The sequence below is a fragment of the Kineococcus sp. DHX-1 genome (assembly GCF_042473625.1).
GTDB lineage: Bacteria > Actinomycetota > Actinomycetes > Actinomycetales > Kineococcaceae > Kineococcus.
This window is the reverse complement of the sequence record NZ_CP170445.1, coordinates 1,477,323-1,497,218: the sequence shown is the minus strand read 5'-3', so window position 1 is coordinate 1,497,218 and position 19,896 is coordinate 1,477,323. Positions and strand designations below refer to the sequence as shown.

21 protein-coding genes, 1 tRNA gene, 1 other RNA gene and 1 pseudogene are annotated in these 19,896 nt (G+C 73.9%); 11 read left to right on the top strand and 13 right to left on the bottom strand.

What is annotated here, in order from left to right; genetic code table 11:
* Window positions 1-46: 46 nt before the first annotated feature.
* The 6 genes from ACFEMC_RS07250 to ACFEMC_RS07225 all read right to left on the bottom strand — a co-directional run bounded on the left by ACFEMC_RS07250 (window position 47) and on the right by ACFEMC_RS07225 (window position 5,272).
* A complete protein-coding gene (locus ACFEMC_RS07250; protein ID WP_380174968.1) occupies window positions 47-856 on the bottom strand; it encodes an AIM24 family protein in 810 nt (269 codons plus the stop codon).
* 41 nt (window positions 857-897) lie between these two features.
* Window positions 898-1,662 carry a hypothetical protein gene (locus tag ACFEMC_RS07245; protein WP_380174966.1) on the bottom strand — a complete coding sequence of 255 codons (765 nt, stop codon included), beginning with the start codon at window positions 1,660-1,662 and terminating at the stop codon, window positions 898-900.
* Window positions 1,663-1,750: 88 nt separating this feature from the next.
* On the bottom strand, window positions 1,751-2,611 hold the full coding sequence (locus ACFEMC_RS07240; RefSeq protein WP_380174964.1) for a hypothetical protein: 861 nt from the start codon (window positions 2,609-2,611) through the stop codon (window positions 1,751-1,753).
* Window positions 2,612-2,628: 17 nt separating this feature from the next.
* Window positions 2,629-3,558, bottom strand: coding sequence for a hypothetical protein (locus ACFEMC_RS07235; RefSeq protein ID WP_380174962.1), 930 nt, complete (start codon window positions 3,556-3,558; stop codon window positions 2,629-2,631).
* 5 nt (window positions 3,559-3,563) lie between these two features.
* Window positions 3,564-4,832, bottom strand: a complete 1,269-nt coding sequence (locus ACFEMC_RS07230; RefSeq protein WP_380174960.1) for a toxic anion resistance protein — start codon at window positions 4,830-4,832, stop codon at window positions 3,564-3,566.
* Window positions 4,833-5,089: 257 nt separating this feature from the next.
* The gene (locus ACFEMC_RS07225; protein ID WP_380174958.1) at window positions 5,090-5,272 is read right to left on the bottom strand and encodes an SPOR domain-containing protein; all 183 of its coding nucleotides are present in this window, start codon (window positions 5,270-5,272) and stop codon (window positions 5,090-5,092) included.
* Window positions 5,273-5,355: 83 nt separating this feature from the next.
* Between ACFEMC_RS07225 and map the strand changes: the two genes are divergently transcribed.
* The 4 genes from map (at window position 5,356) to ACFEMC_RS07205 (ending at window position 8,536) form a co-directional block, all read left to right on the top strand.
* Entirely contained in the window at window positions 5,356-6,234 is an 879-nt protein-coding gene (map, locus tag ACFEMC_RS07220) for a type I methionyl aminopeptidase (RefSeq protein ID WP_380174956.1), read from the top strand.
* A gap of 134 nt (window positions 6,235-6,368) precedes the next feature.
* Window positions 6,369-6,581, top strand: coding sequence for a PspC domain-containing protein (locus tag ACFEMC_RS07215; protein ID WP_380176652.1), 213 nt, complete (start codon window positions 6,369-6,371; stop codon window positions 6,579-6,581).
* Between the two features lie 97 nt (window positions 6,582-6,678).
* Window positions 6,679-7,446, top strand: a complete 768-nt coding sequence (gene ppgK / locus ACFEMC_RS07210) for a polyphosphate--glucose phosphotransferase (protein WP_380176650.1) — start codon at window positions 6,679-6,681, stop codon at window positions 7,444-7,446.
* A 91-nt stretch (window positions 7,447-7,537) separates the two neighbouring features.
* The gene (locus ACFEMC_RS07205) at window positions 7,538-8,536 is read left to right on the top strand and encodes an LLM class F420-dependent oxidoreductase (RefSeq protein WP_380176648.1); all 999 of its coding nucleotides are present in this window, start codon (window positions 7,538-7,540) and stop codon (window positions 8,534-8,536) included.
* A 25-nt stretch (window positions 8,537-8,561) separates the two neighbouring features.
* On the opposite strand, the gene ACFEMC_RS07200 is transcribed toward ACFEMC_RS07205, so the two are convergent.
* A complete protein-coding gene (locus tag ACFEMC_RS07200) occupies window positions 8,562-9,275 on the bottom strand; it encodes a DUF4328 domain-containing protein (RefSeq protein ID WP_380174954.1) in 714 nt (237 codons plus the stop codon).
* Window positions 9,276-9,328: 53 nt separating this feature from the next.
* On the opposite strand from ACFEMC_RS07200, the gene ACFEMC_RS07195 reads away from it, so the two are divergent.
* The 3 genes from ACFEMC_RS07195 (at window position 9,329) to ACFEMC_RS07185 (ending at window position 11,034) form a co-directional block, all read left to right on the top strand.
* Entirely contained in the window at window positions 9,329-9,958 is a 630-nt protein-coding gene (locus ACFEMC_RS07195) for a DUF6083 domain-containing protein (protein ID WP_380174952.1), read from the top strand.
* Between the two features lie 37 nt (window positions 9,959-9,995).
* Window positions 9,996-10,460: a DUF732 domain-containing protein gene (locus tag ACFEMC_RS07190; protein WP_380174950.1), complete on the top strand. Its 465-nt coding sequence runs from the start codon at window positions 9,996-9,998 to the stop codon at window positions 10,458-10,460.
* Between the two features lie 214 nt (window positions 10,461-10,674).
* Window positions 10,675-11,034, top strand: a complete 360-nt coding sequence (locus ACFEMC_RS07185; RefSeq protein ID WP_380174948.1) for a TM2 domain-containing protein — start codon at window positions 10,675-10,677, stop codon at window positions 11,032-11,034.
* Between the two features lie 89 nt (window positions 11,035-11,123).
* On the opposite strand, the gene rnpB is transcribed toward ACFEMC_RS07185, so the two are convergent.
* An RNA gene (gene rnpB / locus ACFEMC_RS07180) (RNase P RNA component class A) lies at window positions 11,124-11,507 on the bottom strand.
* 64 nt (window positions 11,508-11,571) lie between these two features.
* On the opposite strand from rnpB, the gene ACFEMC_RS07175 reads away from it, so the two are divergent.
* On the top strand, window positions 11,572-12,315 hold the full coding sequence (locus ACFEMC_RS07175) for a YaaA family protein (protein WP_380174946.1): 744 nt from the start codon (window positions 11,572-11,574) through the stop codon (window positions 12,313-12,315).
* Between the two features lie 10 nt (window positions 12,316-12,325).
* Entirely contained in the window at window positions 12,326-13,465 is a 1,140-nt protein-coding gene (locus ACFEMC_RS07170) for an SLC13 family permease (RefSeq protein WP_380174944.1), read from the top strand.
* A 3-nt stretch (window positions 13,466-13,468) separates the two neighbouring features.
* Here the strand turns inward: ACFEMC_RS07170 and ACFEMC_RS07165 are convergent, their stop codons facing one another.
* Window positions 13,469-13,951 (bottom strand): MarR family winged helix-turn-helix transcriptional regulator, encoded by a 483-nt coding sequence (locus ACFEMC_RS07165; protein ID WP_380174942.1) that lies wholly within the window; start codon window positions 13,949-13,951, stop codon window positions 13,469-13,471.
* A gap of 69 nt (window positions 13,952-14,020) precedes the next feature.
* Between ACFEMC_RS07165 and ACFEMC_RS07160 the strand changes: the two genes are divergently transcribed.
* Window positions 14,021-16,084 (top strand): MMPL family transporter, encoded by a 2,064-nt coding sequence (locus ACFEMC_RS07160; protein WP_380174940.1) that lies wholly within the window; start codon window positions 14,021-14,023, stop codon window positions 16,082-16,084.
* Here the strand turns inward: ACFEMC_RS07160 and ACFEMC_RS07155 are convergent.
* From ACFEMC_RS07155 to ACFEMC_RS07145, 3 genes are read right to left on the bottom strand one after another with little or no spacing between them, the layout of a single operon-like run.
* A complete protein-coding gene (locus ACFEMC_RS07155; RefSeq protein ID WP_380174938.1) occupies window positions 16,036-17,133 on the bottom strand; it encodes a bifunctional RNase H/acid phosphatase in 1,098 nt (365 codons plus the stop codon). The genes ACFEMC_RS07160 and ACFEMC_RS07155 overlap by 49 nt on opposite strands.
* On the bottom strand, window positions 17,130-17,873 hold the full coding sequence (locus ACFEMC_RS07150) for a zinc ribbon domain-containing protein (protein ID WP_380174936.1): 744 nt from the start codon (window positions 17,871-17,873) through the stop codon (window positions 17,130-17,132). The genes ACFEMC_RS07155 and ACFEMC_RS07150 overlap by 4 nt, the downstream gene beginning before the upstream one ends.
* 8 nt (window positions 17,874-17,881) lie before the next feature.
* Entirely contained in the window at window positions 17,882-18,706 is an 825-nt protein-coding gene (locus ACFEMC_RS07145) for a Nif3-like dinuclear metal center hexameric protein (protein WP_380174933.1), read from the bottom strand.
* 118 nt (window positions 18,707-18,824) lie between these two features.
* Between ACFEMC_RS07145 and ACFEMC_RS07140 the strand changes: the two genes are divergently transcribed.
* Window positions 18,825-18,897: transfer RNA gene (locus ACFEMC_RS07140), tRNA-Val, on the top strand.
* On the opposite strand, the pseudogene ACFEMC_RS07135 reads toward ACFEMC_RS07140, so the two are convergent.
* Window positions 18,857-19,851 (bottom strand): annotated as a pseudogene (locus tag ACFEMC_RS07135) (BtrH N-terminal domain-containing protein). The gene ACFEMC_RS07140 and the pseudogene ACFEMC_RS07135 sit on opposite strands and share 41 nt — an antisense overlap.
* Between the last annotated feature and the right edge of the window lie 45 nt (window positions 19,852-19,896).

Genomic DNA, 19,896 nt, shown 5'->3' with positions numbered 1-19,896 from the left:
GTGCTGACGGTGGGCCAACGATCACCGGCCCCGGGAAGTGCCCGTTCTAGTCGCGCGATCCGCCGAACAGGCCACCGATCGCGCCGACGCCCTGCTGGTCGGGCTTGGCGCTGTTCTTCACGAGGGCCTTGGCGAAGGCCTCGATGGTCACGGACTGCAGGATGACGCGGCCGTTGCCGCGCAACGTGGCCAGGGTCAGGCCCTCGCCACCGAAGACGGCGCTCATGATCCCCTGCCGGTTGAGCCGGCCGACGGTCTCGACGCCGTAGCTGATCCGGTCGTCCCAGGCGACGATGCAGCCGGTGTCGACGCGGATCGTGCCGCCGTAGTCGGCGGGGTTGATGTCGATGAAGTCGCCGGCCCCGGCGATGAGCAGGGAGCCGCGGCCGGTGAACTTCTCGAGGATGAAGCCCTCCCCGCCCATGGCGCCCTGCCCGAACCCGGAGAAGGCGATGTCGAAGTGCACGCCCGCCTCGGCGGCCACGAACGCGTCCTTCTCGGCGAACCACGTCGTCGACCCGTCGAGCTCGAGGTGGCGCATCTCGCCGGGCAGGACGCCGGCGAGGCCGAGCAGACCGTCCCCGCCGGGGGTGTGGAAGTGCTGGAAGGCGAAGGACTCCCCCGCCAGCATCCGCTTGCCGGCGTTCGCGGCGCCGCGCAGCAGGCCGCCGAAGCCGCCGCCCCCGCCGGAGTCCTTGCCGTTCGGGTCGCTCGGGGCCGACAGCTTCGTCTCCATGACGACGTCGCCGGAGGAGAACAGGAACTTGCCGGCCTCGCAGTAGACCGTCTGGCCGGGGCGCAGGGTCACCACGGCCATCTGGGTCGTGGAGCCGACGAGCTGGACGTCGAGCGTCATGATCCCTTCCTACCGCACCGGGTGCCTCCCGTGCGGATCACCTAGAGCTGCAGGTCCCCGCCACGGAACTTCGCCTCCAGGAAGCGGCTCTGCTGGCGCTGCCGGTCCACGTCGGCGGCCAGGACCGCCTCGCGCAGCCGGCGGCAGCCCTCGACGAGCAGGTGCAGCTGGTTGCGCAGCTCGTCCGCCGGTGTCAGGCCGCCGCCGTCGCGGTGCCCGCGGGCGACGTCGTCGGGCAGCGAGAGGAAGTCCTCGACCGTGCGCGGCAGGTGCTCGGCCGCGAGGGTCTCGAGGTCGTGCCGGACCTGCGGGTCGGCCCCGCGATCGGCGATCCGGCGCAGCAGCGGGCCGAGGAGGTCGGCGACCTCGTGGACGAGCGCGCGCTCGGCGTCGGCGAAGCGGCCGCTGGCGTCGACGCGGGCGACCGTGGCCGCGAGCGCACCGGCCGGCGAACCGTCCCAGGCCGGTGGGGGCGGGGGTGGCGGGACCGGCCGCGGCGAGCTCCGAGCGGGGGTCCGGACGGGGGCGACACCCAGGACGACCTGCCCCGTCCGCAGGGCTCGCCGGTAGTGCCGCCGCAGCCGACGTCGGCGCCGCGCCTCGTTGTCGTGCGCGACCTCGAGGGCGATCCAGGCCCACATGGCCAGGAACCCGACCCACCACAGGCCGTGCGGTCCGAGCGTGGCGTAGAGCGTGATCCACCCGCCGAGGCCGACCCAGCGGATGAGCTGGAAGACGGGGTCGGGGACGAACCCCAGGACGGGCAGGTCGGTGCCGAGGCGGGGTTCGAGCTGGTCGAGACCCACCTGCTCGACCGCGGTGCCCGGTGGCACCACCCGTGGCGGGGGCTCGTCCGGCCTGCCCGGCTTGCTCAGCTCGACGCCCACGCCGTGCTCACAGGTCCAGGTCGCTGCGGCGGAACTTGGCCTCGAGGAAGCGGCTCTGCTGCTGCTGGCGGTCGACGTCGCGGGACAGGACGGCGTCGCGCAGCTGCTTGCACCCCTCGACGAGGAGCAGCAGCTGGCTGCGCAGCTCGTCGGCCGGCGTCGTCCCGGCGGACGTCCGGTGCTCGTGCGCGTAGTCGTCGGGCAGGACGAGGTAGTCGTCGACCGTGCGCGGCAGGTGCTCGCCCGCGAGGGTCTCGAGGTCGTGCCGGACCTGCGGGTCCGCCTCGCGGGTGCGCAGCTGAGCCAGCAGGGGGCGCAGCAGGCGGTCCACCTCGCGGACCAGCTCGACGGAGCCGGCGTCCATCCGGCCGCCGGAGGTCTCGGCCCGCACGACGGCGCCGGCGAGGGCGCGTTCGGCGGTGGAGACGGGATCGGGCAGGACCGGCGGCGCCGGCGTCTCGACGGCTGGCGGGCGGTGCCGCTCCGAGCGCAGCCGGTGCCGTTCGAGGCGACGGGCGCGCAGGGCCTCGCGGTTCGCGCCGGCCCAGGGGATGCCCTCCTTCTTCACGTAGGCCATGACCGCACCCTGGGTGAAGAGCATGGCCAGTCCGAGCCACGCCACGTGGTTGGCGAAGGCGACGATCCAGGCGGCCGTCCAGAGGGCGTTGACCAGGCCCATCGCCTGCGGGCTGAGCCCCTTCGCGTCGTCGCTCTCCGGCACCGACGGCTCGCGCTTCTCGTACGGCGCGGGCGGGGGCGTCGTGCGCGCGAGCGTCCCGTCGGCGCGCACCTCGGGCGCGGGCGCCGGGGCCTGCTGCGTGGCGGCCGGGCGCTCGCGGTCGCCGCCCTTGCCGAGTTCGACTCCCACCGGTCTGCCTCCGATCCCTACAGGTCCAGGTCGCTGCGGCGGAACTTGGCGTCGAGGAACCGGCCCTGCACGGCCAGCTTGCGCGCGTCCTGGTCGTACACGGCGCGCTGCAGGTCCTTCGCCCCGTCGACCAGCAGGCGCAGCTGGGCGACGAGCTCCTCGGCCGGCGTCGTCCCGCCCGGACCGCGGTTGGTGAGCGCGTACTCCTCGGGCAGGTCGAGGTAGTGCTCGAGCGCTCCGGGCAGGTACTCGGTCACGATGGCCTCGAGGTTGTGCAGCTCCTCGACGTCCGCGCCCCGCTTGGCCACGTGCGCGAGCAGCGGCTTGAGGACGTCCTCGACCTCGCGCACGGCCGGGACGGCGCCGTCGGGCAGCCGGCCCCCGTTGCGGTTGGCCGTGCGGACCACGTCGTGCAACCGCTCCTGCAGCGCGACGACGGGGTCGGCGGGCGGTGCCGGTTCGACCGGCGCGGGCGCCGGTGCCGGAGCGAGCTCCTCCCCCGTGAACGCCGCCTTGATCCGCAACCACGTCGAGTTCGCCATGACCGAGTGCACCAGTCCCAGACCCCAGGTGCCGGTGAGCAGCAGCCCACCGAGCACGTCCCACACGAACGCGTCCCTCGAGAGGAGGGCGAACGCGGCCCCGTTGGCCACGAAGTACCCGAGGGCCGACAGGACCCACAGCGGATGGCGGCCGCGCAGGCCCATGTACAGGAACGACAACCACTGCAGCCCGACGGCCGGGATGGCGAGCCACCACGAGTTCGCCGCCCGCCACGTCCGGCTGCGCAACCTCCGCGAGACGACTTCGGGCGGGGCGACGGCCCGCGAGGACCCGCCCCTGCGGTCGCCGCGACGCCCACCGCGACGGACGACCCTGCCCTCGACGACCGCGCGCCGCAGGGCACGGGACGGTCGACGGTCCGTCTCCCCACGGGGTGGGGCCACCGAACTCACCGGGGGCCTTCCAGGGCCGGACCGGCGCCCTGCTCACCGTTGCGGGCCCGCTCGAGGTAGGACCGCGAGCGGTGCACCTGCCCCTCGAGGGCGTCGACGGTGCTGGCCATGCTGACCACGGCCTGCTGCTTGAACGTGTCGATCGCGTCCATCGTCGAGAACACGTTGTCGAACGCCTTCTGCAACGTGGCGACGTCGACCATCGCGGTGGAGGCCTGCTGGTGGATCTGACCGGTCTGCTGCTTGAGCATCTCCGACGTCGACAGGATCATCTGGTTCGTCGTCGTGTTGAGGGCGTTGATCTGGTCGAGCACCAGCTTCTGGTTCGCCAGCGCCTGCGCCACGATGACGGCGGTCCGCAGGGCCGCGACCGTCGTGGTCTGGGCCCGGTCGACACCCTTGATGAGTTCGATGTTGTTCTTGCGCACCAGGTCCAGCGCCAGGTACCCCTGCACGCTCACGGCGAGCTGGGTCAGCAGGTCCTGGTGGCGCTGCCGGATCGGGAACAGCGCGTCGGACGTGAGCGCGTCCGCGGCCTGGGGGTTGCTGACGCGCAGTTCGTCGATCTTGGCGACCGTCGCGGCGTCGAGGGCCTTGGCCAGCGTCGCGTACTCGGTGAGCTTGCCCATCGTCGTCCAGAGGTTCTGCTTCTCGGACTCGATGGACGCGTTGTCCTTGCGCAGCTCGTCCTGACCGCTCGCCAGGGCCTTGATGATGGCGTCGAGCTGGGACTGGGCGTCCTGGTAGCGCTCGAAGTACCGCTGGATCTTGTTCCCGAACGGGATGACCCCGAGGAGCTTCTTCGCGCCCCGCAGGTCGGCGCGGCCGGGGTCGAGGTCGGTGACGGTCTGCCGCAGTTCGAGCAGGGTGTTGGCGACCTTCACCTGCGCGTCGGCGCCGGGACCGGAGGCCTTCTGGCCCTTGGCGCCCGCGAGGCTGGACTGCGGGCGTTCGAGCATGCGGTTGGAGACCTGCGCGGAGGAGCGGACCTCCTGCTCCCCCATGCGCGTGATGTCGTCGACCTTCTTCTGGAAGGCCGGGCTGCGCGGGTCCTGGGCCGCGAGGTCGGCGACGAACGCCTGGGCCTTGCGGTTCAGCTCCACCTTGGTCGCCTCGTCGAGCGGGATCATCCCCTCGGCGGTGTCGTCGGCGACGACGGGCACGGGCGCGGGCGGGGTGAGCTGCAGGTCCGACGTCGTCGCGGCGGGCGCGCTCGCCCCGGCCGGCGGGTTCAGCGGCTTGCTCAGGTCCAGCGACTCCGACATCAGGCGGTTCCCCTCGTCCTCGATCTGCGTGCCACCCGCGCCTCCCCCGGGCAGGGACCGATCCTAGGTCGGTCCCTCCCGGCGTCGCCGTGGGCGGTCGTCCGATCCTCGCCGACCCGGCGCCGGTGGGCATCCACCCCTCGGTGGAGAGCTCGTGACGCCCCGTACGCCGGTCGTCGCGGTCTCCGGGTCGACGTGCGGGAAGTCCCCGAGGTGCCGCTCAGGGACCTCCCCGACCCGCACGCCCCGTCAGGCCGTCACCAGTCGTCCTCCTCGCGGTCGCGCCGGTCGTTCTCCTCGGTGCGCACCTTCGCCCGCTCGAGGGCCTGCTCAGCCTCCTCGCGCGTGGCGTAGGGGCCCAGCAGGTCCTTCTGCTGCCCCTTGTGCTCCAGCTCCTGCACCTGGCCGGTGCTCGTGTCGTAGAACCACTGCGTGCTCATGCACGCATCCTGGCGCGTCGCCCCCGCGGTCGCGCCCCGGCAGCGCACGGGGACCCCGGGAGCCGGACCTAGACTCGCCCCCCATGAGCACCGGGACCTCCACCGCACCACTGGGCACGCTGGAGCCCGGCACGATCTCCCCGCGCCGGCCGGTCCCGGCGAGCATCGCGCGGCCCGAGTACGTCGACCGTCCCGCGCCCGCGCAGTACACCGGTTCGCACGTCATCGACCCCGAGGGCGTCGAGCGGATCCGCCGGGCCTCCCAGCTCGCGGCGCAGGCCCTGGCCCTGGTCGGCGAGCACGTCGTGCCGGGCGCGACGACGGACGAGCTGGACCGCATCGGCCACGAGTTCCTCTGCGACCACGGCGCCTACCCCTCGACCCTGGGCTACCGCGGGTTCCCGAAGGCGCTGTGCAGCAGCCTCAACGAGGTCATCTGCCACGGGATCCCCGACTCGACCGTGCTGGCCGACGGCGACATCGTCAACATCGACGTCACGGCCTACCTCGACGGCATGCACGGCGACAACAACGCCACGTTCCTGTGCGGTGACGTCGACGAGGAGTCGCGCCTGCTCGTCGAGCGCACCCGGGAGGCGACGGTGCGGGGCATCAAGGCCGTCGCGCCCGGGCGGGCCGTCAACGTCGTCGGCCGGGTCATCGAGAAGTACGCGGCGCGCTTCGGTTACGGCGTCGTCCGCGACTTCACCGGTCACGGCGTCGGGCCGGCGTTCCACTCCGGCCTCGTGGTCCCCCACTACGACTCGGCGCCCCAGCACGCCACGGTCATGGAACCCGGCATGGTCTTCACCATCGAGCCGATGCTGACGCTGGGCACCCACGAGTGGGACATGTGGGAGGACGGCTGGACGGTCGTCACCAAGGACCGTCGGCGCACCGCGCAGTTCGAGCACACGATCGTCGTCACCGAGACCGGCGCGGAGATCCTCACCCTCCCGTAGTCCCCTGGTCGGACCGGACGGGGCGAAGATCATCCCCGGGTGCGGGACACGGCGGGGTGCTCGAGCGTTGCGCCTCCCGACGGCTGCCGCCGTCGCCCCGTTCCCTGCCAGGAGGACCCGTGAGCGCCCCCGTCCTGTCCCGACCGACCCACGGCAAGCTGATCGCCGGCGTGTGCGCCGGTCTCGCGCGCCGCTTCGGCCTGTCCCCCAACGTCGTGCGCCTGCTGTTCCTCGTGTCGTGCCTGCTGCCGGGGCCGCAGTTCATCGTCTACGTCGTGCTGTGGATCGTGCTGCCGAAGGACACCGGGGGCTACGGCGCGAGCTCCTCGGGGGGCTACGGCCGGTGAGCCGCGTGGCCGCGGAGCGCTGCTCGTCCTAGGCTCCGGGCTCGTGAGCGAGACCGAGCAGCCGAGCAGCACTCCGCAGGCCCGTCCCAGCACCGCGGTGGTCCGGGAGTCCGGACGCACGACCGGGCTGGGCGTCGACATCGGAGGGTCCGGCATCAAGGCGGCGCCGGTCGACCTCACCGGCGGCGCCTTCGCGGCCGAGCGCGTGCGGCAGGAAACGCCCCAGCCCTCGACCCCGTCCGCCGTCGCCCCGGTCGTGGCCGAGGTCATCTCGGGTTTCGACGTGCCGGCCGACACCCCGGTGGGCATCACGTTCCCGGCCGTCATCCAGCACGGCATCGCGCGGACCGCGGCGAACGTCGACAAGTCCTGGATCGGCACCGACGCCGGCACGCTGTTCTCCGAGACCCTGGGGCGCAAGGTCTTCGTGGTCAACGACGCCGACGCCGCCGGGTACGCCGAGGTCACCTTCGGCGCCGGGAAGGGCGTGCGCGGGGTCGTCCTCGTCACGACGCTGGGCACGGGCATCGGCAGCGCGCTGTTCGTCGACGGCCGGCTCGTGCCGAACACCGAACTCGGCCACCTCGAGATCGACGGGCACGACGCCGAGAAGAAGGCGGCGGACTCCGCCCGCGAGCGGCACGACCTGTCGTGGTCGCAGTGGGCGAAGCGGTTGCAGCGCTACTACTCCCACGTCGAGGACCTGCTGTGGCCGGACCTCATCGTCGTCGGCGGCGGCGTCAGCAAGAAGCACGAGAAGTTCCTGCCGCACCTGGACCTGCGGGCCCCGATCGTCCCGGCGCAGCTGCGCAACGACGCCGGGATCATCGGTGCGGCGATGCTGGCGGCCGAACTCGCGAACTGATCCGGAACCCGTTCCTCCAACGTTGGAACGGGTGCTTCCGGTGGTGACCCAGGCGCACTAGGGTCGCCGCATGACTGACGCGACGCCGCGGCTGACGTTCGGACTCTTCCTGCCGCAGGGCTGGAAGCACGACCTCGTCCAGGTGGACCCGGTCGACCACTGGAGCGTGATGAGCGGGCTGGCCCGCCACGCCGACGAGGGCGACGTCTGGGACTCGATCTGGGTCTACGACCACTTCCACACCGTTCCCGAACCCACGGACCAGGCCACGCACGAGGCCTGGTCGCTCATGGCCGCGTTCGCCGCCTCCACGCGGCGGATCCGGCTGGGGCAGATGTGCTCCTGCATGAGCTACCGCAACCCCGCCTACCTCGCCAAGGTGGCGACGACCGTGGACGTCATCTCCGGTGGTCGCCTCAACATGGGCATCGGCGCCGGCTGGTACGAGCACGAGTGGCTCGCCTACGGCTACGGGTTCCCCTCGGCCGGAGAACGTCTGGCTCGTCTGGACGAGGGCGTGCAGATCATGCGCCAGCTCTGGACCGAGGGCGTCTCGACGTTCGAGGGCAAGCACTACCAGACGTCCGGTGCCATCAACCGGCCGCTGCCCGTCCAGGCGGGCGGGATCCCGCTGTGGATCGCCGGCGGCGGGGAGCGCAAGACCCTCAAGACGGCGGCGAAGTACGCGACGCACACGAACTTCGACGGGTCGCTGGAGACGTTCACGCACAAGTCCGAGGTCCTGCGCGGTCACTGCGAGGACGTCGGCCGCGACTTCTCGAGCATCACCCGCACCGCCGACTACAACGTCGCGATCGGCCGGGACGAGAAGGAGGTCGCCGAGCGGATCGCCGCCCGGAAGGCGTCCCTGGAGCGGTACGTCAGCGCCGAGGCCGCCGAACGCGAGGTGGGCGGCTTCTCGTCCTCGGCGGTGGGGGTCGGGACGCCGGAGCAGATCGTCGAGAAGCTGCGTCCCCTCCTGGCCGCCGGCCTGGGGCACGCGAACTTCTACTTCCCCGAGCTCGCGACCGACACCTCCGGCCTGGAGCTGTTCGAGCGGGAGGTCGTGCCCGCGCTCCTCGCCGGCTGACCGGGGTTCCCCGCGCTGACGACCGTCAGCGCGGGGAGACCGCCTGCGCCGCACCGACGCCGCGCACGACACCGGCGAACGCGACGGCTGCGCCCGCGAGGAGGAACGCGGACACCAGCAGCAGCCCGGCGATCGTCGCCGACGACGCGTCGTCCGAGAGCCTGGAGGCGGCGTTCGAGGCCGCCACGCCCGACAGCCACAACCCCCACCACGTGCGCAGGCGCGGGGCGGGGACGTTCCGGACGCGGTCGCGGCACGCCGCCCAGACGTCGTGCACGAGCTGGAACGGGACGAACAGCAGGGCCACGGGGACGATCCAGCCGAACCACGCCCAGCGCCGGGCGCGGCCCAGCCAGAGGGCGACGACGATCCAACTCGCCAGCAGCAGACCCGCGGTCGCCACCGAACCCAGACCGCTGACGACGGTCGCGGCGAGGCTGCCGTCGGCCGCGACGGTGACCAGCCCCGTGAGCAGCGTCGCCCCGGTCACCACGGCGGCCAGCACGACGGCGGCCAGCACGACGGCGGCCGCCCCCAGTCCTGCGACGGGTTCCAGCGGCACCGAGGTGGTGCGGGCCGGCGGCCAGTTCGAGGGTGGTGCCGACTCGACGGGCTGCGGCGCACCGAACCTGGGCGCGGGCGCGCAGGACGCGGCGGTGAACTCCCCCGCGGCTGGCGCGAAGAACGGGACCTCGGCCGCCCGTCGGTGCGCGCCTGTCCCGAACTGCCCGTCGCCCACCACGGCACTCCCCTCGTCGGGCCCGGTGCCCGTGGTCCCACTGCGGGGCGGCCGTGACCCGACGCTCCGTCGTCGACGCGCACTGCACCCGTTCGGCCCTCGGCGTCACCCGCGCGGACGGGTCGCGGCAGACTGGCCCCGTGGGTGGTCCGGACGTTTGCGCCTTCTGCGGAGCCGGCGGCGAGGAGGCGCAGGTCGTCGTCAGCGAACGCCTCGGCGTCGAGGTCGCCGTCTGCGCGGCCTGCCGGGAGAAGTTCGCCCCGCGCGCCGCCGTCCGTCCCGCGACCGTCCCCGTCGAGGGCGGGGACCTGCCCCCGACGCTGGGCCAGCAGACGTCGGCCGTCCTGGAGCACGTGCGGCGCCTGCAGCGGCGCGCCGAGCAGCGGCCGTACGCCGAGGAGGACTGCCGGTACTGCGGCCACCTCGTGCACCGCTACCCCGGCGCCGACGGCGCCCCCGTGCGGCTGGCCAAGGAACCCGTGCTCGCCGAGAGCGTGCCCGCGGCCGACCGCTGGGAGGTGCGCGACGGGCGCGCCGTCCCCGCCGACGACGCGCCCGACGAGGACGCCCTCGGCGCGCGGGTGCTGCACGACGTGGTGTGCCCCGCCCACCCCGTGCCGGACAACCCGCGGCTCGCGCGGCTCTGGCACGCCCACGTGCGCCCGCCCGCCGTCGACCTCTGAGGGGGTTCGAGCGTTCGGGACGGGGAAGAAGACCGGCATGCGCACCACCGCCACCCTCACGCTCTGCGTGGCCGCCCTCGTCCTCGTCACGGGCTGCTCCCGCAACTCCGGCCAGGACACCGAGGAGGCGCAGGCCGACCAGTCCTCCACGGCCAGTGCGGCCGGTGACGCCCCCACTGCGGTGGAGACGCAGCCCGCACCGTCCCAGGGCGCGCCGGCGGCCGACGTGCCCTCGACGACGATCACCGCCAGCCCCGACGCCGGCCAAACCACCGAGCTCGCCGCCCAGCTCAGCACCATCTCCCCCGGCGTGGCCGACGACCGGGACAAGGCCGTCGCGGCCGCCGCCGAGCTGTGCCGCCTCCTCGCCGGCGGCGACGACGCGACGTCGCTGTCGAGCAGCGCCGGGTCGCTGTTCGGGGCAGACGGCGGGCCCCAGCTCACCGACGAGCAGACCCGCGCCGTCGTCGCCGCGGTGCAGGAGACCTTCTGCCACGAGTGATCTAGCGGGGTGTGCAGGAACGCTGCACTGCTGGATGACGGACGACCTGGCTGCGAGCTGGAGATGGTGGGCGGACCCGACAGCTTTACGCGGATGCTCGTCGATGCGAGACGACCCCCGAAAGGGTGACACTCCTCTTTCTCCATTTCGTCACCGCGCCCCGCTGTGGACTGCGACTCTCAGTAGCAACCCAGTCACGACCCAGGAGACGCGCATGTCCACCATCGAGCCCACCCCCGAAGTCCCGGCACAGCCGCAGACCGCGAACCAGCCCGCCCCCTTCGCCGCAGCGCACCTGGCGCCCCAGCAGTCGTTCCGGCCGATGGTGCAGCCGGAGTTCAAGAGCATCGGCACCATGTGGCTGCTGTGGTTCTTCCTGGGCGGCGTTTCAGCGCACGAGTTCTACCTCGGGCGCACCGGCATCGCGTTCCTGCGCCTCTTCACGGGGCAGTACCTGCTGGTCGGACTCATCATCGACCTCTTCACCAACACGGCCCGGGTGCGCAACTACAACGACCAGGTGTCGCTATTGACGGGCGTCGCCTCGCCCACGGCGGTCATCGTCAAGGCGTGACGCGCGCCTGGCGGTCCGACGAAAGAGCGGGCCGCCAGCGCAGGCCGCCGACGGTCTTCGACCGGGTCGCCCGAGAACAGGCCAGGAAGGGGACGAGCCGGCCTGTAAGCCGGATCCTGTACCGCCGTTGCCGGCGGTGGCGACCATCCCTCTAGGACGTGCGTTGCCGCACGCCTCAAGCGACCTACCCGGCAGCTCGGGCGGGCCGCCCTCGAACGCTGCCTGTCTGGTCTTGCTCCGGGTGGGGTTTGCCTAGCCACACTGGTCACCCAGCGCGCTGGTGGTCTCTTGCACCACCGTTTCACCCTTACCGCCCCGTCCCGGGAGACCCGGGGCGGGGAGGCGGTCTGCTCTCTGTGGCACTGTCCCGCGGCTCACGCCGGGTGGGCGTTACCCACCACCCTGCCCTGTGGAGTCCGGACTTTCCTCGGCGACCGGGCGAACCCGGTCGACGCGGTCGCCCGGCCGACTCGTCCGGCGCCAGCCTAGGCCATCTGGAAGCGACCCGGCGCCGGGCAGGCCCTAGGCTCCCCCCTCGTGCTCGTGCTGCTCCCGCCGTCGGAGACCAAGTGGGCGGGGCCGCGACGCGGAGCCCCGGTCCGTCTCGACGCCCTCTCCCACCCCGAGCTGACGCCGGCGCGCGAGCAGGTGCTCGACGCGCTGGTCGAGGTCTCCGCCCGGCCCGACGCGACGGAGCTGCTGGGGGCCGGGGCGAGCCTGGCCGACGTCGTCGCCGCGAACACGACCCTGCGCACGCGCCCGACCGCCAAGGCCGCACAGGTCTACACCGGCGTCCTCTACGACGCGCTCGACCTGCCGTCCCTGCCCGCGAGCGCCGCGCGCCGCGTCCTCGTCGTCTCGGCGCTGTGGGGCGTCCTGCAGCCGCGCGACCGGGTCCCGGGGTACCGGTTGTCGATGGGCACGTCGCTGCCGGGGGTCGGCCCGCTGGCCGCCTTCTGGCGCCGGCACCTGACGGAGGTCCTGCACCCCGCCGGGGTCGTCGTGGACTGCCGCTCGAGCACGTACGCGGCGGCGTGGGTGCCGGACGCCGCCACCGCGGCCCGCACGGTCGCCGTCCGCGTCCTGTCGGGCGGCAAGGTCGTCTCGCACAACGCCAAGCACACCCGTGGGCTGGTGGCCCGCGCCCTGCTGACACGCGGGGGCCGGCCGCCGAAGGACCCGGGCGCGCTGCTGGACGCGGTGGCGCAGGACTTCGAGGCGAAGCTGCTGGAACCGGCGCGCCGCGGCGCGTCCTGGACCCTGGAAGTCGAGGCGGCCTGACGTGTGGTGGGTGTGCGGGATCGCCGGGGTCGTCGTCGTCGTGACGGGCCTGCTGGGCCGGGACGACATCGCCGAGGTCGCGGGGCGGGCCGGGCCCGTCCTGGCCTTCCTCCTCGCGGTGACGGTCGTCGCCGAGCTGGCCGACGCGGCCGGCGTGTTCGACGCCGCCGCGCGGCTGGCGGCGCGGATCGGCCGGGGCCGGACGTGGCTGCTGTGGCTGCTCGTCGTCGTGCTCGGCACGTTGTCCACGGTCGTCCTCTCCCTCGACACGACGGCGGTCCTGCTGACCCCGGTGGTGCTCGCGCTGGCCGCGCAGCTGCGGCTGGACCCGCTGCCCTTCGCGGTCACGACGGTGTGGCTGGCGAACACGGCCTCGCTGCTGCTGCCGGTCTCGAACCTGACGAACCTCATCGCCCTGGACACCCTGCGCGACTTCGGCGTCCGCGGGACGGTGGGGTTCACGTCGCTGTCGTGGGCGCCGTTCCTGGCGGGGCTGCTCGGCGCGGTCCTCGTCCTGGGCCTGACCTACCGGCGGCGGCTGCGCGGGAGCTACGAGGAGCCTCCGCCCGCTCCGGAACGTGACCCGGTGCTCTTCCGGACCTCGGCCGTCGTCTGCCTGCTGCTCGCACCGGCGTTCGTCAGCGGGGTGACGCCGGCGATCCCGGCGGCCGTCGCGGCCGTCGTGCTCGTCGCGGTGTTCGCCGTCCGCCGGCGCGAGGCGTTGTCCGTCAAGCTCCTGCCCTGGCAGACGGTGGTCCTCGTCAGCGGACTGTTCCTCGTCGTCGAGGCGGCCCAGGTCCACGGGCTGGAGGACCTCCTCCGCCCGCTGGCGGGCACCGGTGAGAGCTTCACCGACCACCTGCAGCTGGCCGGGACGGCCGCCCTCACGGCGAACGTCGCGGACAACCTGCCCGCCTACCTGGCTGTGGAGCCGCTGGCCGGCAGCGCCCACCGGCTGCTGGCGGTGCTCGTCGGCGTGAACCTCGGGCCACTCGTCACGCCGTGGGCGTCGCTGGCCACCCTGCTGTGGCTGGACCGCTGCAAGGCCCGCGGGGTGACGATCTCGCTCCCGCGCTTCGCCCTCCTCGGGCTCGTCGGTGCGGTCGTCTGCGTGAGCGCCGCGACCGCGGCCCTCCAGCTCACCCGCTGAGGCTCACAGCTCGCGGTGGTGCTCCTCGAAGGCTGCCCGCATGCCGACGAGGAACCGGCGGACGACCTCGAGCTCTGAGTCGTCGAACTCCCCCATGACCGCGCCGCTGCGCCGGCCGAGGGGCCCGAAGAACGCCGTCGCGAGCTCCTGACCGGGGTCGCCGTAGCGCAGGAAGACCTTGCGCCGGTCGGTCTCGCTGCGGTCCCGGCGCAGGTGGCCCTTCTTCTCGAGCCGGTCCACGACGCCCGTCGCCGCGCCCGTCGTGACGTTGAGCAGGCCCGCGAGCTCCCCCGCCGTCAGCGGGTCGTCGGCGACCTCCCGGCGCATGACGTGGATGAGGGCCTGGAGGTCGGTGGGGTGCAGGCCGTGACGGGCGGCGAAGACGTCGGCGATCCGCTGGGACGTGGCGGCCAGGTCGCGCAGCTCCTCGACGACGTCCTGCTCCAGGCGGGCCCGCGGGGTGTCGCGCGGTCGGTACATGCTCATCGGTTTGCCATCCTACCGCTCGCACGCCAGACTTCTCAGTGACTGAGAGATCAATTGGAAGAGGTTCTCGTGCGACTCCTCATCGGCCGCGTCACGGCCTGGCTCGTGCTGCTCGCCGCCGTCGCCTTCGCCGGGCTCGTCAACGGGGTGGCCGGCTCGGCTCCCGAGGGCACCTCGGCCGCGACCGGCGGCCCCCCGGCCTCGGCGGAGTCCGTGCGGGCGGCCGCGCTCGCCGACCAGCTCCCCGACGACGGGCAGGGCGCCCTCCTCGTCGTCTACTCCCGCGACGGCGGCCTCACCGACGCCGACCTCGCCGCCGCCTCGCGCCTGGGCCGCCCGATCCCCTCCGAGGACGGCGAGGCCGCGCTCGTCACCCGCACCGTCCGCGTGGACGTCCCGCGCGAGGAGCTCGCGACGACCGTCCAGGACCTGCGCAACCAGGCCCGGCAGGACCTGCCCGCCGGCCTGCAGGTCGAGGTCACCGGCGGGCCGGCGTTCAGCACGGACATCGCCGACTCGTTCTCCGGCGCCAACACCCGCCTGCTGCTCGTCACGGCCGGTGTGGTCGCGCTCCTGCTGCTCGTCACCTACCGCTCCCCCGTCCTGTGGCTCGTGCCGCTGGCCGTCGTGGGCGTCGCCGACCAGGTCACGACGCGCCTGCTCGAACTCGTCGGGCGCCTCACCGAGACCCCGGTCGACCCCTCGGCCACGGGCATCACGAGCGTCCTCGTCTTCGGCGCCGGGACGGACTACGCGCTCCTGCTCATCGCCCGCTACCGCGAGGAACTGCGCCGCGAACCCGACCGCCGGGCCGCCATGCGCAACGCGCTGCGCGGGGCCGGGCCGGCCATCGCCGCCAGCGCCGTCACCGTCGTCCTCGCCCTGCTGACGCTGCAGGCGGCCGTGCTGCCGAGCGACCGGACCATCGGGCGCGACGCCGCCATCGGGATCGTGGTCGCCTTCGTCTTCGGCCTGCTCGTGCTGCCCAGCGCCCTCGTCGTGTGCGGCCGCACGCTGTTCTGGCCCTTCGTCCCGACGGTCGGGTCCACCGACACCACGCGCACCGGCGTCTGGGCCCGCATCGCCGGAGCCGTCCTGGCCCGTCCCGTCCGCATCGTCGTGGGCTCGGTCGTCCTGCTGGGCATCATGGGCGCCGGGTTGACCGGGGCCTCGCTCGGGCTGTCCCAGACCGAGCAGTTCCGCGTCAGCGCCGAGTCCGTCGACGGCTCGCGCACGTTGTCCGAGCACTTCCCCGGCGCGGCCGCCGAGCCCGCCCAGGTCCTCGTCCGTGGCGACTCCACCACCGTCGCCGCCGTGCAGTCCGCTGCCGAGGCCGTGCGGGGGGTCGACGGGGTGACCGTCGGCCGCAGCGCCGACGGCACCACCGAACTGCTGGCCCGCCTCAGCGCCGACCCGGGCACGGCCGCCAGCCGCGACACCGTGGAGGCCCTGCGGGACGCCGTGCACACGGCCGCTCCCGGGACGCTCGTCGGCGGCACCGAGGCCGAGGCGCTCGACGTCCGGACGGCGACGGTCCGCGACCTGCAGGTCGTGACGCCGCTCATCGTCCTCGTCGTCCTGGTCGTCCTCGTGGTCCTGCTGCGCTCGATCGTGGCGCCGCTGCTGCTGGTGGCCACGGTCCTCGCGACGTACGTGGCGGCCCTCGGCGCGGCCTACCTCGTGTTCACGCAGCTCGCCGGGATGCCGGCCCTGGACACCCAGGTCCCGCTGCTGTCGCTGCTGTTCCTCGTCGCGCTCGGGGTCGACTACAACATCTTCCTCGTCACCCGCATCCGCGAGGAGACCCCGGCGCACGGCACGCGCGAGGCCGTGCGGGTCGGCGTCGCCGTCACCGGCGGGGTGATCACGAGCGCCGGGATCCTGCTCGCGGCCGTCTTCGCCGTGCTCGGGGTGCTGCCGCTCATCGTCCTGACGCAGATCGGCGTCGTCGTCGGCATCGGCGTCCTGCTGGACACGCTGCTCGTGCGGACGGTGCTCGTGCCGGCGCTCTTCGCCCTGCTGGGCCACCGCGTGTGGTGGCCCAGCCGGCTGGACTCCCCCGGCGCGAGGGGCCAGCACCGCGCTCAGACGCGGTTGACCGCCAGCACCTCCGAGGAGCCGTCGGCGCGGTAGCGCAGGAGCGTCCGGGAGCCGGGGTCGACGTGGATGCGCCGCTGCACCTGCGGCCCCGCCCCGAGCACCGACCGCAGCAGGACGCGCAGCGGGTCGCCGTGCGTGACGAGGACGACCCGCTGCCCGGCCCACCGGCGCAGCACCTCGTCGCGCGCGGCGAGGACGCGCCGCTCGACCGTGCGCAGGGACTCCCCGCCGGGCGGCGCGGCGTCGCCGGAGTCGTTCCAGGCCGCGAACTCCCGCGGCCACCGCTTGACGACCTCCGCGGACGTCAGGCCGTCCCAGTCGCCGAAGTCGGTCTCGTCCCACTGCGGGTCGACGACGACGCGCACACCCAGGCGCTCCGCGATCGCGTCGGCCGTCTGGCGCGAGCGGCGCATCGTCGAGGACACGACGACGTCGGCGCCCTGGACCTCCCGGCACGCCGCGGCCGCCTCCGCCTCCGCCACTCCGCGCTCCGAGAGCTCCGGGTCCTCGCCGTAGCGACCCGAGACGCGGCGCTGCTCGGTGAGCAGGGTCGAGCCGTGCCGCACGAGGACGATCGTGGTCGGCGGCCCGTCGGGGTCGACGGCCCGGGACGCGGCCGACGCCGGACCGGGGGCAGCCGCGGGTTCCGTCGTCGCCCGCTGCCACTGCCGCCCCGCGGCTGCGGCGTCCATGGCCTCGTTGGCGAGGCGGTCGGCGTGGGAGTTCTGGGCGCGCGGGATCCAGCCGTAGTCGACGTGGGACCCGGCGAGTGAGCGCGCCTCCTGCGCCAGGACGCGCATGTCGGCGTGCTTGACCTGCCAGCGCCCCGACATCTGCTCGACGACGAGCTTGGAGTCCATCCGCACCTCGACCCGGGCGTCGGGGTCGACCGCCTGCGCCGCACGGAGTCCGGCGATGAGACCGCGGTACTCGGCGACGTTGTTGGTCGCCTTGCCGATGGACTCGGCGACCTCGGCGAGGACCTCGCCCGTCGCCGCGTCCTTGACGACCGCGCCGAACCCGGCGGGGCCGGGGTTCCCGCGCGAGCCGCCGTCGGCCTCAATCCGCAGGACGCGGCTCACAGCCCGGATTCCTCCGTGCGCACCAGGATGCGCCCGCACTCCTCGCAGAACACCACGTCGTCCGAGGCCGCCCCGCGGATCCCGGCCAGGTCGGAGGCGTTGAGCTCGAGCTGGCACCCGCCGCAGCGGCGCGAGCGCAGCAGGGCCGCACCGACACCCCCGCGCGGGGCCCGGACCTTCTCGTACAGCGCGACGAGCGCATCGTCGATGCCCATGACGATCGCCTGGCGGCGGGCCAGGACGGCCGTCTCCTCCTGCGCGACCTCGGCCAGCGCCGCGTCGCGGCGCGCGGTGACGTCGGCGATCTGCTCGGCGAGCTCGGTGTCCGTCGTGGTCAGCTCGGCGGCCGCGAACTGCACCTGCTCCAGGCGCTCCATGACGACGAGTTCCTCGTCCTCGAGCACGCCCTGCCGGCGGGAGAGGGACTCCAGCTCGTGCTGCAGGTTCTGCAGGTCCTTGGCCGAACCCGTCCCGGACTCCAGGCGCTTGGTGTTGCGGGCCGCGCGGTCGCGGACCTGCGCGACGTCGGCCTCGGCCTTGGCCACCTGCCGCTCGACGTCGCCGACGAGGGTGCGCGCGGCGACGAGCATGTCGCCGGACCGGCGCCGTTCCTTCTCCAGTCCGTCGAGCTCGGTCTGCTCGGGCAGCGTCCCGCGGCGGTGCGCGAGCTGCGCCAGACGCGTGTCGACGGCTTGCAGGTCCAGCAGGCGCTGCTGGTCGATCGCCGGAGCCTTGGGCATCCGCCGGCTCACTCTCCTCGGCTGGGGACGCGCAACGTCCAGGGGTCGGTGCGCGTGGTGGACACGTGGGCCTCAACGGTACGGCCGACCGAGGCCAGCGCGACGACGAGGCGGTCAGCGCAACCGGCCAGCCACGGCCACTCGCTCGCCCAGTGCGCGACGTCGACGAGGTGCGGGCGCCCGTCCTCGAAGGCGGCGCGCTCGCGGGCCTCGGAGGCGGGGTGGTGGCGCAGGTCCGCCGTCACGTAGACGTCGGCGTCGCTGGCGCGGACCTGCTCGAAGAGGCTGTCCCCGGACCCGCCGCAGACGGCCACGCGCCGGACGAGCGCGTCGGGGTCGCCGGCGACGCGGACGCCCTGCTCGGTCTCGGGCAGCGCGGCCGCGACCCGGTCGGCGAAGTCGCCGAGGCGCTCGGGGGCGGCGAGGACCCCGACCCGCCCGATGCCGAGGTCGGGCCGCCCGGGGAGGGGCTCCAGCGGGACGAGCTCGTCGAGGTCCAGGACCCGGGCGAGCGCGTCGGACACCCCCGGAGCGCCGGCGTCGGCGTTGGTGTGGGCGACGTACACGGCGAGGCCGGCGGTGATCGCCCGGTGCACGACGCCGCCCTTGAAGGTCGTCGCAGCCACCGAGTTCACCGGCCGCAGCAGCAGCGGGTGGTGGGTCACGAGCAGGTCGGCCCCGGCGGCGATCGCCTCCTCGACGACCTCGGTGGTGGGGTCGACGGCGAAGTGGATGCGCCGGACGGGAGCGGCCGGGTCTCCGCAGACCAGCCCGACGGCGTCCCACGACTGCGCCCAGTCCAGGGGGTGCATGGCCTCCAGCGCGTCGGTCACCTGCTGGAGGGTGGGCGCGTCCGCGCCGGGCGAGGGGGCCGCAGGGATCACGGAGGCGAACACTAACGGGTCACGGGCGGCTACCGTGGTGCCGCCGGACCCGGCTGGGGACGGTGTGGGGCCTGTAGCTCAGCTGGTAGAGCACCGCGTTTACACCGCGGCTGTCGTCGGTTCGAACCCGGCCGGGCCCACCGCGCGCAGCAGTTCCGCCGCCTCCGCCTCGACCGCGGCGACCTCCTGCAGGACCCGTCCGGCCTCCTCCAACGGCCGCGGGTCGAGCTCCCGTCCCGCTGCCTCGAGCAGCCCGGCCACCCGCGTCCACCCGTCGGCCGCCTGCGCGTACAGGTCCCGGCCGCGGGCCAGCCGGTCGACGTCCGCGGCGGGCAGCTGCCCGGCGCAGCGCTCGACGCAGTCCGCGAGGAACTCGCTGTGCAGCAGGCGGAAGAGCCCGCCGCCGGTGCCGCCCGTTCGACGAGCGTCCCGGCCGTCACGAGGTCCCGGGCCGGGTCGTGGACGCGGTCGAACCACGTGGGGAGCCGCGTCGCGGCCAGGCGCAGACCCCGGTGCCCGACGTTCGCGATCGGCGGGTCGAGGAACTCCGCGGCACAGGCGACGACGGCGTCGACGAGGGCCGAGACGAGGTCCCCCGTGCGCAGCGGGCTGCCCGCCGGCACGTCGAGGGTGAACGAGCGGTGCGGGGCGGACATCGGGCCTCGAGCGGCCCGGGCGGCCCGGGCGGCGGCGACGTCGTGCAGGCTCGCGCTCACGCGCCCGCCCTGCTGGGCGGTGTCGACGAGGTGGACGAGGCCCTCACCGAGAGTGGTCGCGGCGACCACGTGACCGGCGAAGGGCGCCGAGCTCGTGAAGTACGGCAACCGGCTGCTGTCGAGCTGCAGACCCACCGGCGACCCGGCGAGGCCGTCCTGCAGGTGCGTCAGGGCCGCCCGCGCGGACCAGGTCTCGCGCACCGAGAGCCGCAGCCCGGCGCGTGCGGCCAGCCGCCGGGTCAGCTCGAACGGCTTGACCCGGCCGCCGAGGAAGGGGGACGGAGCCCACCGCGTGTCCCCGTGCACGAACGACAACCCGGCCCCGAGGCCGAAGAGCGACGCCTCGGGAAGATCGACGTTGCGGTCGTGCAGGAGCACCGAGAGCGCCGTCGTCTCGCAGTGCCGGCCCCCGGTGGCCCAGAC

Coding starts and splice junctions, on each gene's coding strand:
- ACFEMC_RS07250 (WP_380174968.1), bottom strand. CDS start 856: ATGACGCTCGACGTCCAGCTCGTCGGCTCCACGACCCAGATGGCCGTG.
- ACFEMC_RS07230 (WP_380174960.1), bottom strand. CDS start 4,832: ATGTCGGAGTCGCTGGACCTGAGCAAGCCGCTGAACCCGCCGGCCGGG.
- ACFEMC_RS07225 (WP_380174958.1), bottom strand. CDS start 5,272: ATGAGCACGCAGTGGTTCTACGACACGAGCACCGGCCAGGTGCAGGAG.
- map (WP_380174956.1), top strand. CDS start 5,356: ATGAGCACCGGGACCTCCACCGCACCACTGGGCACGCTGGAGCCCGGC.
- ACFEMC_RS07190 (WP_380174950.1), top strand. CDS start 9,996: ATGCGCACCACCGCCACCCTCACGCTCTGCGTGGCCGCCCTCGTCCTC.
- ACFEMC_RS07185 (WP_380174948.1), top strand. CDS start 10,675: ATGTCCACCATCGAGCCCACCCCCGAAGTCCCGGCACAGCCGCAGACC.
- ACFEMC_RS07165 (WP_380174942.1), bottom strand. CDS start 13,951: ATGAGCATGTACCGACCGCGCGACACCCCGCGGGCCCGCCTGGAGCAG.
- ACFEMC_RS07150 (WP_380174936.1), bottom strand. CDS start 17,873: ATGCCCAAGGCTCCGGCGATCGACCAGCAGCGCCTGCTGGACCTGCAA.